General features: G+C 51.5%; 12 protein-coding genes. 1 reads left to right on the top strand and 11 read right to left on the bottom strand.

Annotated features, from left to right (window positions below; all coding sequences use genetic code 11):
- Positions 1-15: 15 nt before the first annotated feature.
- The 11 genes from D515_RS06710 to csrD form a co-directional block, all read right to left on the bottom strand.
- Positions 16-480: a type II secretion system protein gene (locus D515_RS06710; protein WP_002537266.1), complete on the bottom strand. Its 465-nt coding sequence runs from the start codon at positions 478-480 to the stop codon at positions 16-18.
- Positions 477-1,082: a hypothetical protein gene (locus tag D515_RS06705; protein WP_002537264.1), complete on the bottom strand. Its 606-nt coding sequence runs from the start codon at positions 1,080-1,082 to the stop codon at positions 477-479. Before D515_RS06705 ends, D515_RS06710 begins: the two co-directional genes overlap by 4 nt.
- Complete coding sequence (locus tag D515_RS06700) at positions 1,083-2,300, bottom strand: type II secretion system F family protein (RefSeq protein ID WP_002537263.1); 1,218 nt, start codon at positions 2,298-2,300, stop codon at positions 1,083-1,085.
- On the bottom strand, positions 2,300-4,015 hold the full coding sequence (locus tag D515_RS06695) for a GspE/PulE family protein (RefSeq protein WP_002537261.1): 1,716 nt from the start codon (positions 4,013-4,015) through the stop codon (positions 2,300-2,302). Before D515_RS06695 ends, D515_RS06700 begins: the two co-directional genes overlap by 1 nt.
- Positions 4,005-5,087, bottom strand: a complete 1,083-nt coding sequence (locus D515_RS06690) for a tetratricopeptide repeat protein (protein ID WP_002537258.1) — start codon at positions 5,085-5,087, stop codon at positions 4,005-4,007. The genes D515_RS06695 and D515_RS06690 overlap by 11 nt, the downstream gene beginning before the upstream one ends.
- Before the next feature lie 6 nt (positions 5,088-5,093).
- Complete coding sequence (locus D515_RS06685; protein WP_002537257.1) at positions 5,094-5,924, bottom strand: ExeA family protein; 831 nt, start codon at positions 5,922-5,924, stop codon at positions 5,094-5,096.
- 9 nt (positions 5,925-5,933) lie between these two features.
- On the bottom strand, positions 5,934-7,502 hold the full coding sequence (gene mshL, locus D515_RS06680) for a pilus (MSHA type) biogenesis protein MshL (protein ID WP_051997482.1): 1,569 nt from the start codon (positions 7,500-7,502) through the stop codon (positions 5,934-5,936).
- Positions 7,503-7,549: 47 nt separating this feature from the next.
- Entirely contained in the window at positions 7,550-7,873 is a 324-nt protein-coding gene (locus D515_RS06675; protein ID WP_039849724.1) for an MSHA biogenesis protein MshK, read from the bottom strand.
- Entirely contained in the window at positions 7,857-8,513 is a 657-nt protein-coding gene (gene pilO / locus D515_RS06670; protein ID WP_002537252.1) for a type 4a pilus biogenesis protein PilO, read from the bottom strand. Before pilO ends, D515_RS06675 begins: the two co-directional genes overlap by 17 nt.
- The gene (locus tag D515_RS06665; RefSeq protein WP_002537250.1) at positions 8,510-9,964 is read right to left on the bottom strand and encodes a type IV pilus biogenesis protein PilM; all 1,455 of its coding nucleotides are present in this window, start codon (positions 9,962-9,964) and stop codon (positions 8,510-8,512) included. Before D515_RS06665 ends, pilO begins: the two co-directional genes overlap by 4 nt.
- A 142-nt stretch (positions 9,965-10,106) precedes the next feature.
- Positions 10,107-12,059 carry an RNase E specificity factor CsrD gene (gene csrD / locus D515_RS06660; RefSeq protein WP_002537248.1) on the bottom strand — a complete coding sequence of 651 codons (1,953 nt, stop codon included), beginning with the start codon at positions 12,057-12,059 and terminating at the stop codon, positions 10,107-10,109.
- 152 nt (positions 12,060-12,211) lie between these two features.
- Between csrD and D515_RS06655 the strand changes: the two genes are divergently transcribed.
- Entirely contained in the window at positions 12,212-13,090 is an 879-nt protein-coding gene (locus D515_RS06655) for a LysR family transcriptional regulator (protein WP_002537246.1), read from the top strand.
- Positions 13,091-13,149 lie beyond the last annotated feature (59 nt).

Genomic DNA, 13,149 nt, shown 5'->3' with positions numbered 1-13,149 from the left:
ATTTGGCTTGGAAGCTTAAGCTTCAGCACCGCAGTCTGTTCCAATTACAACAACGGTTGTAGCCTCGCTACTGGCTGTTGCAGCAGTGTACTGAACGTAGCAGTTAGGTGCGGTATCCCCTTCCCAAAACCAAGTATATTTAACTGTAGTCGCGGTTGCATCTTCAACGAGCTTCCAGTCTTTACTGCTAGTTGAGATACCATCGACAATTTTTGCCAGTTCAGTGGCCTTTGGATAACCCTCGTTTACTGCAACGGAGTTTTTAAGGACCTTATCACCACTTTCTTTTCCTTCAAGAGCTGCCTGACCATAAGTCATACTAGCTGCTGATTGGATAGCACCCTTCAAACCATTCAATGCCGCTACGCGAGCATCATCCTGAAAGTTCAAAAACTTAGGTGCCGCAGTTACCGCCAGAATACCCAGAATTACGATCACAACGATCATTTCAATCAGCGTAAAACCGCCTTGACGTTTCATTTTATTTCTCCGATTTCTCTCAAAACTTCTACGCGGCCCGATGCCGGGTAGTAAGCAAAAACATGACGCGCCGAATTTGGCGGGTCATCACTCCAAACACCGGCGCGTACCGGTCTTTCAAATCGGCAATAAGGCTGGGCTTCAATACCTTTGTCCCTTACCACTACTGCGCGAATCTTTGGCTGCGAGATTTGTTCTGCCGCAGCCTGTAATCTGTCATCCAGCCAGTAAGACTGGTCAGTAAATTGTTCCAACAAAGCACCGCAATCTTCAGCGCGTATTGCTATCAGTGTTTTTGCGCCATTTTCCAGCGCAAAAGGAAAACCTTGTTGATGGTTAACTGTTGGGCTCAATCGGAAACTGACATCTTCAACAGTAACGATATCTTTTTGTTTACTCTCATTTTTTAAAGCAGCTCGCAAATGCACATTCTTGGCCGAGCCTTCAAACGCATTGGCGAGATAACGAAACTCCACGTCATCCGCAAACTGCATCACACGCTCAAAAACCGGAATCGCTGCCATCACGACAATGCCGATAATCGTGGTGAGTAAAGCCCACTGGGCAGCACTGCTTCCCCTGAACCTAAAAATCCAGCGCATTTAGCCGCCGCGGATCAGGTCGAGCATGTTCCACATCGGTAGGAAAATACCCAACGCGAGGATCAACACCATGCCCGCCACAATCAGCAGCAGGATAGGCTCCATGCGCGCTGATAGGGTTTTCAGGTCGTAATCCACTTCGCGGTCGTAAAAGTCGCTCGCTTCCAGCAATAGGTTATCAATCTGGCCGGTTTCCTCGCCCACCTGAATCATCTGGTGCACCAGTGGCGTAAACAGTTGGCTGTCTGCCGTGACGGAGCTGAGGTTAATCCCCGACTCTATCGCCGCTTTCATCTTGTCCACTTCGCCGCCAAGAAAGTGGTTATCCAGCGCTTCACCAGACATATGCAGTGCAGTATTAAGCGGCACACCTGCACGCAGCATCAAGGCGAATGTTCGCGAGAAGCGCGACATCAAGGCTCGGTTAACCAAGTTACCGACCAGCGGAATACGCAGCTTAAATCTGTCCCACTTCACCCGGCCTTGCTCGGTGTTCTTCCACACCTGTAAGCCTGCGACCAAGCAAACGGTGCCGAAGACCAGTAGCCACCAGAAATCGACAAAGAAGCTCGATGTCGCCATCAAAATTTTGGTCGGCAGTGGTAAATCAGAGCCGAATTTGGCAAACATGCCTGCAAACTGCGGGATCACTTTGACGTTCAAAAACGCCATCGCGCCGATGATCACCATCAACACAAATGTTGGGTAACGCAGCGCCGATTTAATCCGGCGGCGGGTTTCCATTTCCTGCTCGTAATATTCAGCAAGCTGGAGCATGGCATCATCGAGACGGCCCGTGTTTTCACCGACCTGCACCAGCGAGACAAACAAATCGCTAAACACATTTTCGTGATCACGCATTGCCGCCGACATAGGACGACCGTTGGAAAGCTCATTGGCAACGCTTTCAAGCGCCGCTTTCAATGGTTTATCCGTGGTGCTTTGCGCCAAGCCTTTAATGGCACGCAGCAGCGGGACACCCGCTTTAATCAAGCTGTATGCCTGACGGCTGAAAATCACCAGCGATTCCAGTTTCACCTTTGGCTGGAACAGCGGCGCATTGGCTTTATGCGCCCGCGCCTTAGTGATTTCCAGTGACAACAACATCGCGCCAGACGCTGACACGTTGGCGATCGCATCGCTTTCGCTGGCAGCTTCAATAATCGCCGAAACACGTTTTCCGTTCGGCTTGCGCGCGGTGTAGCGATACCTCGGCATCAGGCACCTATCAACGACATCGCCGCCGCTTCAGAAAGCTTCATCGCCTCCTCCAGCGAGGTTTGTCCCTGCTTGGCAAAATCCAATGCACTGTGAACCAATGGTTTATAGCCCGCTTGTTGCTCCGCCAACGCAGAGAACAATTGAGTGTCGTTAGCGCGCAAGGCGTCCATCAATTCTGGGGTAATTTCCAGAAGCTCAAACACACCAATTCGCCCTTTGTAACCGGTAAAATTACAGCTCTGACAGCCGCGGCCTTTGTAGAAGCCATGGCCTGCCATTTCCGGGCGTGTAGTCGTCAGCCAAACCTGTTCCACATCGTCAGTGGCATGTGGCACTTTACAATCCGGACAGATACGGCGGATCAATCGCTGCGCCAGCACGGCGCGAACAGCACTCGCCACCAGATAACCCGGCGCTTCCATATCCAGAAGACGCAGCGCACTGTCGATGGCGTTATTGGTGTGCAAGGTTGAAAGTACCAGGTGACCGGTCAGTGCCGCGCGAAGACCGATTTCCACGGTTTCAAGATCACGCATCTCACCAACCAGGATGATGTCCGGGTCCTGACGAAGGAAGGTGCGCAGCGCAGAAGAAAAGCTCAGGCCAATCTTGCTTTGAATTTGCACCTGACTGATACGCGGCAGACGGTATTCCACCGGATCTTCCGCAGTCAGGATCTTTTTCCCCGGCACATTCAGTTCATTGAGCGCGCCGTAAAGCGTGGTGGTTTTACCCGAACCTGTCGGGCCGGTGACCAGAATCATGCCGTGTGGGCGGCGAAGCTGGTTTCGGAAACGCGCCAGCATTTGAGCATCCATACCGACTTCTTCCAGTTGCAGCACGCCGGCCGACTGGTTAAGAAGACGCATCACCACAGACTCTCCGTATTGCACCGGAAGCGTGGACACACGCACGTCGATGGCATTGCCACGAACATTGATGTTGAAACGGCCATCTTGTGGCAGACGCTTTTCGGAGATATCCATACCGCTCATCAGCTTTAAGCGCAGCACCAGTGCAGAAGCAATTGCACGCTCTTTCAGCAAAGTTTCATGCAGCACGCCATCAATACGCTGGCGAATTCGCAGCGCGTCAGCATCTGGTTCTATGTGAATGTCCGAGGCATTCACCTGCACTGCGTCTTCAAACAACGAGTTAATCAGTTTAACGACGGTGACTTCTTCAGATTGCTCTTCGTCTGCCCCGAAGTTTTGCTCCAACTTCACGCCATGCTCTGCCTGCAGTCGCTCGGCGAACGAGGCGATTTCGCTGGTGCGACGGTAGTAGCGATCAAATGCGTCGATCAGCGGCTGTTCTGCCGTGATCAGAAGTTCTACCTGATATTGATGAAGCTGGTTCAGCACACTTTCCTGTGAAGCCAGATCCGCAGGATCGGACATCGCCACACGAACCGTGTTACCGATACGACCAATCACCAACGCGCGAAGACGTCGGGCATGCACTTCTGGCAGCAAACTGACAGCACTTGGATCGACTTGGGTCAGACTGAGATCAATCAGTGGTACACCAAGCTGACGGGCAAGGAAGTCCAGCATCTGACTTTCGGTCAGAATGCCCATTTCCATCAGAGTATCGCCAAGCTTACGTCCGGTTTCCGACTGACGAGCCAGCGCAGCATTCAGATGTGCATCAGTGATGATGTGCTCTTCAACCAGAAGGTCGCCAAGGCGCTTTCGTAATTTAACGGCCATCTGTCGCTCCCTGTTTCAGGTTCTGGAGGTAAACCAGACGCTGGCGGGCAAAGTTCACCGACTGGTTGCTCAAACCGCCGGACTTCACCGCTTTCCCATAGGCTTTTTCGGCTTCCGCATTGGCACCGGTTTTCTCAGCAGACACACCAAGTCCCAACCACCAGCGACCGTCCATCGGCTCTTGCTCTGTCAGCCATTGATAGCTTTGCTTGGCTTCAAGATTCTTACCCAGCTTTTGTGCCAAGGCCGCGCGCATGGACACGAATCGTACCTGCTCGCCATCCAGCATATGTACCGAAGAAGACAGCACATTAAGTGCAGATTCTTCGCTGCCACTTTGCTGATACATACGCGCCAGTGTGAGTTTCAATGTCGCAGAATTCGGGTTGTCGCTGATGCCTTTACGCAGCACGCTTTCTGCCTCTCGCAATTGACTGCGACCATACAGAAGTCCCGCCAATTGGTTGGTGGCAGCAATGTGGCTCGGGTTGTATTTCACCGCATCACGCAGGAAAGCGATGGCTTTTTGTGTATCACCGACTTGGGCGCGCTTCTGCGCTTTGTCATAAGCAATATCCGCCAACTGCTCGCCAGTCAGTTCAATGGTTTCCACTGACAGGGAAGCTTCTTGTTCCACTTTTTCTTGCACCGCCGCTGCTTTAACAGTCTCAACTTTCGCCATCAGCACGGGCTCAGAGATTTGTTCTGTTGCTTTAGTTTCGGCTTTGGTTTCAAAGGTTGGCTTAACTGCAGCAACAACAGGTGTCGCCTTCATCGCCACATAGCTGACCTCACTTTTCACCACTTTCTGAGTAGGAGAAGGTAAAGCTTTTGGCGCAGGCTCCGCGAAAACAGGCTCCGGCGTCAGCATTGGCGTAGCTAATAAGGCTTTCTCGCTGCCTACTGATACCGCCCATGAAATACCTGTCGCGCCCACTAACGTCGCCACCAGTGCCAGCACTACACGTGCAAAGCGAAAGCCCCATACAGAAGGGATTGATGCAACAGCGAGGCGTTTCTCACTGTTTTGCTGCGACGAAAGGTCGCTCAACATGCGGTTTAATTCACTCATGATTTCCTACCCCCAAACGGCCTGAAGCACAGAGTGCTTGCGGGCGAGAGGTGTATCTTTAATGGCAAGGCGAACAACATGTGCGCTGACGCGGCGTTTGCCCCTGCCAAAACTCAATAACAGCGATTTATGGCAAAGCTGATGCACCAGTCGCGGAATGCCTTGACTCGCGACCCAAATGCGGCGCTTAGCCCACGTAGAGAACAGTGGCGAAGCGCCCTGTTCTTGTAATCTGTGGTCGATATAGGCTGATGTCTCAGCAAAGCTCAGCGGAGTTAACCCTGCACTAAAGCTGATGCGCTGCAAAAGCTGGCGCATATTGTGCTGGGACAGGCGTTCATCAAGCTCTGGCTGGCCAAACATAATCAGTTGAATCAGCTTACGCTGCTCGGTTTCCAGATTGCCCAGCAAGCGGATCGCTTCAAGCACTTCATCCGGCATGGCCTGCGCTTCATCACAAAGGATCACGACAGGCTTTTCATCTCGTGCAGCCACAATAGCTGCCTGTTGGATTGCTCCAAGCAACTTGTCTTCTGACATTTGCTCATCGATGCCAAGTTCATCAGCAATCAGGCGATGCAACCCTGCCACCGTATTGGCTGGGTTTGGCAGAAATACCAAGGTAAAGCTTTCGCTCAGTGCTTTGAGCACCAAACGGCACACCATGGTTTTTCCTGTACCCACTTCGCCTGTCACTTTGACCAAGCCTTCGCCCATTTCCATCGCCGACACGCAGGTATTTATCGCATCCACGTGAGAACGCACGCCGAAGAAACAGCGTGTGTCTGGGGTTAAGCTAAATGGCGCGGCATTGAGGCCAAAGTGCGACATATACATAGGGCTGGCTTAGTTTTCCGGGAACCAGTCGTTCAACAGTTGACGTGAACGGTTGATCTCTTCTTGCCAAGTTTGCTCACCCACCACAGAAGGTTGCAGCAAGATCACCAGTTCGGTTTTCTGCTTCATGCGGTTCACGTTGCGGAATAGATTGCCTAGACCCGGAATATCGCCGAGAAGTGGCACTTTAGAGACCATTTCTTCGTAGCTCGATTTCATCAAACCACCAATAACGACCACATCCCCAGATTGGGCATGGATGATAGAGTCCGATTCACGGATAGAGGTCTTAGCTAGCGGCAACACATAAGGCTGTGATGAAGTGCCAAGTTGGATAGTTTTCTCTTCCGTCACGACATCAATGACCGCAGGGTGAACATGCAGCAGTACGCCATTGTCATCGTCGATTTGTGGCGTCACATCCAGTGAAATACCCGAGAAGAACGGTGTTAATTCGATGTTCGGGCCAGAGTCTGAGTTATCGCCCGATGTGTCGCTGGAAGAAATATCCGTAACAAAGTACTCGTCACCACCGACTTTAATGACCGCTTTCTGGTTATTCGCTGCTGTTACGCGAGGGCTCGACAGCACATTTACATCGCCCTGTGTATCAAGGAAATTCAGCACAGCCTCAAAATTGCCATCCTGAATTTTGATGTTGGTTTGTCCACCGATCACATTGGAAATAAAGTCGCCGGCAAGTTCAGCTGCGTCTCGTGTAATTTCCACACCACCGCTGCCAATCGACGACGTAATATTCGACCAGTTAACACCCTGCTGATAGCCGTCGCTCAAGGTCACTTCTAGGATTTTGGCTTCCAGAATTACCTGACGTTTCAGGCGTGCTTGTGATGCATCAAGGAAACGTTTCACTTCGCGAAGCTCATTCGGGTATGCCTTCACCGTGATAAGGCTTGCTTGCGGTGAGACCACAATGCTGCGTCCATCGCCATTACCAATCATGGCCGCGACAGCGCGTTCGAGCTGCGCCCAGAAATTGCTTTCCGCGCGGGTTTCAATCACGGTTCCACCCGTTGGCACTGAGGTACGCTCAGTTTTTTTATCATCTCCGCTGCCAGAGCTGGAATCCGTTGAAACTGCACCTGTGCTGATAGAAGTCAGTGACACACCGGCGCGTTGAAGCTGTAGGTAATCCACCGCGAAGGTTTCCGTGCGCAGTACCGCCGGGAAAATCTGGATCAGGCGACCACTGATTTCGACGTTGTAGCCGTAGATATCAGAAACCACTTCCAGCGCTTCAGGCACGGTGACATCTTTCAGGGAAACGGTGACCTTCCCGCTCACTTCCGGGTGCATCACCAAATTGAAATCCGTGCCCTGAACCAAGGAACCAAAGAAGGCTTTGGCATCCACATTGTTGGCATTGATACGCAGGCGTTTTTCGGTCAACACGCCACTGCCAGAGGTGTCAGAGAAGTCCCCCATCAAATCCTGAGTGACCGCATCTGGCAATTCCGTCAATGGCTGGGAAGTGCTCTGTGCATAGGCCTCGTTCAGCGCTTCCTGTATTTCAGTTGGCTTTTGATGTCCCACGCTCTGACACGCCGACAACAGCATCGCTGCGGCGAAGGTCAGTAAACCTTTGCTCAGTAATGAATGTGTCTTCACTGTACTACCTGCTCGTTAAATACGGTCAATGCCCAACGCTTACCACCTCGGCTCAGCGTTACGCGCTCTTCATTGATTTGGCTGACAACGTAGCCATTGATGCTTTGGCCTTTCCTCACGCTCTTGCCATTCAGCACTGCTGAACAACTGCCATCGCTCGCACACAAAATGGCGTCCAGTTTTGGCAAGCGATATATCTTTTTCTTCGCGGGCTGAGAGGAAGGCGTAAAGCCTAGCGGCGCTGTCGGATCGCTCTCTGCAAAAGACGTTATCGGCAGCAACAGCGAAAACATAATCAGAACGCTATTCAGTAATTTCATTTTTGCCCCCGATAAACACGGCACTTTCACCCAGGGTGTAAACCTCAATGGTGACTTCAGCCTTCGGGTATTCCTTCACGCTGTAGTCCACGCTTTGCCAGTAGTATTTGACGGGCAAGGCTTCCAGCGCACTAAGGTAATCAACAATGTCGAAGTAACGCCCTTCCAGCGTGATTTCGACAGGATGGATGTAGTAACCCGCATCCTCAGTGTCTGTCAGTTGTTGTGGTGGCAAGGAATTCATTGATACCAGCGTCAAACGCTCAGACTGTCTCAGCACAGCCTCCATCAATGAAGACATTTGGGCAGCGGTAACCAAACCGTCCACCTTGCGCTCCATTTCGCTATCAAGGGCTGAAATCTCTTGATTGAGTGTCGCCAACTCAGCTTCAAGCTCAGTGTTCGGTGAGGTGTGCAGTTTTTCCTGCTTCAGACGATTGAGTGTCACCAAATCTTCGGTCGTGCGCTCTGACTGAAGAATCTGCGTTTCTAGCTGCACCAGCGTCTTACTTACAGGCTCAATAAAAAGGAACAAACCCAAGCCGAGAATCGCCATCCAGCCTGCCAGTGCAATCATCCACTGTTCACGCATGCTCAGTGCATCAAAAGCGTCTTTACCGCGGGTGAGTAGTGCATTCATTTCGTGCTCTCCCCACTTTCACGTTTGGATACCAGATTGAAGTTCAGGCGGTTTTTCTCATCGCGGCTCAGCGCCATTTGCTCAAAAACACGATCTGCCAATGGTGGCTGAGAATTGAATGTCTGCAGCCAAGCCGGAACAGAAGCAGGAGTGGCCGCCAGTCCGCTCAAATCGAGCGACTGTTGACTAACAGAAATAGAAGATACGGAAATATCGCGGCGAGAAAGTGAGGCCAGCGCACGGAAGGTATCTGCGTGACCTTGCTGAAGTGCAGCGTCATGCTGTTTCACCGCAGCCAACGCACGGCGCTTTGCGTCAATGGCGGCTTTTTTCTCATTCACTTCATTGGCCAGGCTTACTGATGGCAGGTGCAAAGCCATTTGCTCGTTAAGCTCATCGGAAAGACTTTGTGCGCTCTGTCGCTCGCTGTCTGCCAGTGAAAAGAATTTCTCGGCTTGCGCCAATGAAAATTGTTGGTAAGCAGCCACTAACACCACCAGCAGTGAGGTTGCGCCCCATACCAGCAGCATTTTTTCGAACGTCAGCAGCGGCGCTTTGGGCGACAGATCGTCACTGAACAGATTCACATCCGGAGAATAGTCGCGGCTTAACGCGGCCATCGCAATATGTTGATGATGGGCGCCGGTATCAAAAAGCTGCTGCGGGCGCACCGCGACAGACAAACGTGAAGACAGTTGAAACGCCAGCTCTGTATCGTCGATGCCATGAACACTAACGACCAATCCTGTCACTTGCGCGCTTTTCAGTTGTGACCGCAAATAATCGAGCGAACGCTGTACTTCCAACGCTAAGTCATCAACAACCGATGGGGGCATCATTTGCCCTTCCAGCATCACACCGCGGATCTGGCGTTGAAAACAGAGACGACCCAGATGGAAAGCAGCCAACTGCAACACGCCATGGCTATCACGACTCAGTACCATCTCGGTTTTATCCAGTTGCGTCCACTGGCGCAGCGCCACATCTTCAAGGGATACGTTAGTGAGTCGGCACTGACTTTTTTCCAGCGCTTTGCTGAACTGGATAAGTGGCAGCTTGTGGCAGACAAATGCCTGAAAACGGTTAGCCACCGGCGAGCTGAAGCCATCGGCAACAATGTCCGACGGCGAATCAGAAATGAAGTCTTTTAACTGGAATGGCAACGCCGCACGTTTGTCTTCATCAGACAAACCGGGATCATCAATCAACAGGGATTGATAGAGGCCATGCCCGAGCACAAGATGTACGTCTGCCTTGCTTATTCCGTGACGGGAAATCAGTTGGGTCGCCGCCGTCCAAGGGTCAGATTGGGTAACGGCTTGCGCGTCCAATTGCGTCTTTTCATTGTCATCCTGATACGCGATCACCACCTGTTCGGCAGACGCGACAAGGCTGACAATACCCCGTTGTTTTACAGGGGAAAATTTTGCAAAAAGAGTAGAAACTGCCATCTGCACCTAATAATTGCTCGGGAAATGTTAATAAAGTGTTTGAAGTACACTATATTCTATCAAATTTCCCGCCAAAAAATAAGTATGCGTGCGACAGTTTCATGACGCAATTGAGCATTTTATAAACAATGCTCGATCCATATCATTGTTTGCGCCAACGTTGCCTCTTGCGCGTGGCTGGACTGGAGGAGAGCTCTGGGCCAAGAAAACGTCCTTGGCCACCCATAACCCCAAGTTGTAAAAGCACTTTCCATTCCTGCTGGGATTCCACTCCCACCGCCAGCACTTGCGTTGGTGTCGGGTCACAGGCTCCCAGCATACTGCGCACGTACAACTGGTTTTCCGGACGTTGATGAATGTCTCGGATAAGGCTTCGATGGAGTTTGATGTATTTCGGTTGGATATCTTTGACGTAGTGGGTACTCACCACAGAACGGCCAGCCTGATCCACCACTACCGCACAACCCAGCGCGCGAACCATGCGAAGCGTAGGTCTGACAGCATCGAAGTGCTTGACCAGCGGCGCTTCAGAGACTTCAATTTGCAGACGGTTGAGCACGCTACGTGGCGTTTGCAGCAAGGTATCTCGCAACCAGATTTGGTATGCACGCTGGCCCAGTGATTCAGCGCAGACATTAATCGACAACACTTCACGTCCGTCGCCAGTACGAAGAAGATGAAGCGCTTTACCGACCACACGCCTATCTAACGTGCTGTTCATGCCCACCAGATCAATACCGTTCATAAAGCGAGATGCTTTGATGATGAGGCCATTTTCATCTTTGATGCGCGCAAGCAGTTCGGTATGCAACTCTTCCCCTTTAGCATCTTTCACTGCCTGTCGGTAAAGATCCGGACCACCCGCTTCAAACACACGGGTCAACAAGGTTCGCCAGCGAACACTGCCACGAGCTTCGTCTGCTACAACATCTTTTTTAAACGCATACCAACCATTGCTACCCTGAAGCACAGCGCTGCGTTTCGCCATGTCGGCCTCTTCCATCAGGCGGCCCCGGCGCTCACCGGTAGTAAAAAAGGTCATACCGAGGTGCGCCCAGTTTTCTTCTTCCAGGCATTCAGGTGGGGTCAGGCGTTCCAGTGCTTTCATTAATTGAGTAGCAAACAAACGGGCGTCTTTGGCCGACTGATGCGTGAGCAACACGGCAAATTCCGTGTCGTAGTAACGGGCAAGCACCGCGTCAGGGAAGCGGAGAATCGCATTCGACAGCACGTTGCCGACTTCTTTGACCCACTCGTCAGCGCCTTCTTTGCCCGACTCATGGACCAGAGTGTCCCAGTCGCCAATGCGGATCATCAGCACTGCACCTTGCGCGCCTTTATCTTGCAATAGGGTTTGCAGACGGTTGTCGAACATCACGCGGTTAGCTGCGCCTGTAAGTTTATCCAGGAAGGTGTTGGAGCGGATAAACGTATCAAAGCGACTGCGTTCCTGACGCGCTTCGCGAAGTTCTGCAATCATCTGGTCGAGCGCAATACTGGCCGTTGCTGGCCATTCACGTTCATCACCGGTATGCACTTCTTCCGCCCGTCCAGCCAGAATCAATCGGCCACGGTGCTCTAACAATTCAGCCCCTAAGAGCTGGGTTCGCAGCCACCTTATGCCCCATGATAACGCAAGCACAATGACGAGTACCGCAAGCGACAGCGAAGACATCGCGCCTATCGAATAGGCAAAATCCGCATACGGCGGAACCGATTTAATCACAATGTAGAAGCCGGGATTACTCGGGAGATCGTAGCGGTTCACAATCAAATCCAGCGATTTTCCTACCGTTTGGATTTGTTCGTAGTGATACAAAAGGCCGGTTTTGCTGTTAATTTCCAGCTCAACGATGTCACTGGCTTTCAATAGCTGCGGAAGCCAGAGTCCGATATTTTCGTTAGAGACAGGGTTGGCAATCGCATGGTCAATTTCGACCACCACTTTGCTGAGATAATGGGAGAGGAAGTCCGTTCCCAATTTACGAAAGCTGATTGCACCACCAATAAAAAGCACGAACATGGCACAAACAACAATAAGCGTTACAAAAGCGACCAATCGGTTGGTCAGCTTCATCCCGGCAACTTTTCTCATGTACTATCCAAATGAAGGGTTTTGCTGATCCCTTCTCAGCAAAATAAGTTCAGAAGGCCAATCGGCCTTGAATTAGTTATTATCGTTGTTCCCGTTATGAAAGTGAACGCAAAGTCGATACTCGGTTGATAAACCCCGGAATGAGTCAATAAATGGATTGGATTACCTGCGCGAAAAGTTATGTCACTGTGGTAGAGATGGGTTCGCTGGCTCAAGCTGCAACCAAACTCAACACCTCGAGTTCCGCCCTCTCCAAGCGGTTGGCCTGGCTGGAAAATCAACTTGGGGTTCAACTGTTAAAGCGCACTACCCGCACCCTGACCATGACAGATGCAGGACGATTGTTTTATCAACGTGGAAAGCTTTTGCTCGACGACTGGACGCAACTGGTCTCTGAAACCACATCCACTTATGGCGAAGTTAGCGGCGTGCTGCGAATTGGTGCCCCGCTTGCCACTGGAAGCCGGCTGTTGGTTAACAATATCGGTGAGTTTCTTGCTGCCTATCCCAATATTCAGGTGGAGCTGCACACCCTTGCGCCGGGGCAGCTCCCAGACCCAAATCTGGATGTGGTAATAACCCGGGAGTTGGCTGACTTTAACTCAGCGAGTTTTATCGCCACCAAGCTGTTTGATTTCCAGCCGCGCTTTTTTGCTTCACCGACTTATCTCGCGCAGCACCCACCGATTGTTGATCAAGAGCAGCTCTTGCATCACAACTGCCTGCTCTATGGCTCCACCAGCCACCCACAAGAGCACGAGTTTGAGCATGGTCGAAAGCTACGCCTGAGCGGAAACTTTGTCTCACCCAACCCTGAAGCCTTAGTGAACGCTGCGGTGGCTGGACTTGGCATTATTCTGGTTGGAGATGTCACGGTCAGAAAGGAGTTGGATCAGGGATTACTGGTACCCGTGCTACCGGATGTACGTCAGCCGAAAAGTGCGGCTTATGCCTATTATCCGAAGCTTGAGTACAACCACACCAAAACGCGGCTGTTCATTGATTTTCTTAAGCAGAAAGTCGGTCACTGAAAAACACTTCTAATGCCAATCACAGTAGGTAGCTGATCAGAAATAGCGCAGGAAAAATG

Source organism: Grimontia indica, assembly GCF_000333895.2.
Lineage (GTDB): Bacteria > Pseudomonadota > Gammaproteobacteria > Enterobacterales > Vibrionaceae > Enterovibrio > Enterovibrio indicus.
Note: the sequence above shows the minus strand (reverse complement) of the source record. Positions and strands in the feature narration are given on the sequence as shown.

Excerpts from the sequence above, each read along its gene's own strand:
- D515_RS06710 (WP_002537266.1), bottom strand. The coding sequence starts at position 480 with ATGAAACGTCAAGGCGGTTTTACGCTGATTGAAATGATCGTTGTGATC.
- D515_RS06705 (WP_002537264.1), bottom strand. The coding sequence starts at position 1,082 with ATGCGCTGGATTTTTAGGTTCAGGGGAAGCAGTGCTGCCCAGTGGGCT.
- D515_RS06700 (WP_002537263.1), bottom strand. The coding sequence starts at position 2,300 with ATGCCGAGGTATCGCTACACCGCGCGCAAGCCGAACGGAAAACGTGTT.
- D515_RS06695 (WP_002537261.1), bottom strand. The coding sequence starts at position 4,015 with ATGGCCGTTAAATTACGAAAGCGCCTTGGCGACCTTCTGGTTGAAGAG.
- D515_RS06690 (WP_002537258.1), bottom strand. The coding sequence starts at position 5,087 with ATGAGTGAATTAAACCGCATGTTGAGCGACCTTTCGTCGCAGCAAAAC.
- D515_RS06685 (WP_002537257.1), bottom strand. The coding sequence starts at position 5,924 with ATGTATATGTCGCACTTTGGCCTCAATGCCGCGCCATTTAGCTTAACC.
- mshL (WP_051997482.1), bottom strand. The coding sequence starts at position 7,502 with ATGCTGTTGTCGGCGTGTCAGAGCGTGGGACATCAAAAGCCAACTGAA.
- D515_RS06675 (WP_039849724.1), bottom strand. The coding sequence starts at position 7,873 with ATGAAATTACTGAATAGCGTTCTGATTATGTTTTCGCTGTTGCTGCCG.
- pilO (WP_002537252.1), bottom strand. The coding sequence starts at position 8,513 with ATGAATGCACTACTCACCCGCGGTAAAGACGCTTTTGATGCACTGAGC.
- D515_RS06665 (WP_002537250.1), bottom strand. The coding sequence starts at position 9,964 with ATGGCAGTTTCTACTCTTTTTGCAAAATTTTCCCCTGTAAAACAACGG.
- csrD (WP_002537248.1), bottom strand. The coding sequence starts at position 12,059 with ATGAGAAAAGTTGCCGGGATGAAGCTGACCAACCGATTGGTCGCTTTT.
- D515_RS06655 (WP_002537246.1), top strand. The coding sequence starts at position 12,212 with ATGGATTGGATTACCTGCGCGAAAAGTTATGTCACTGTGGTAGAGATG.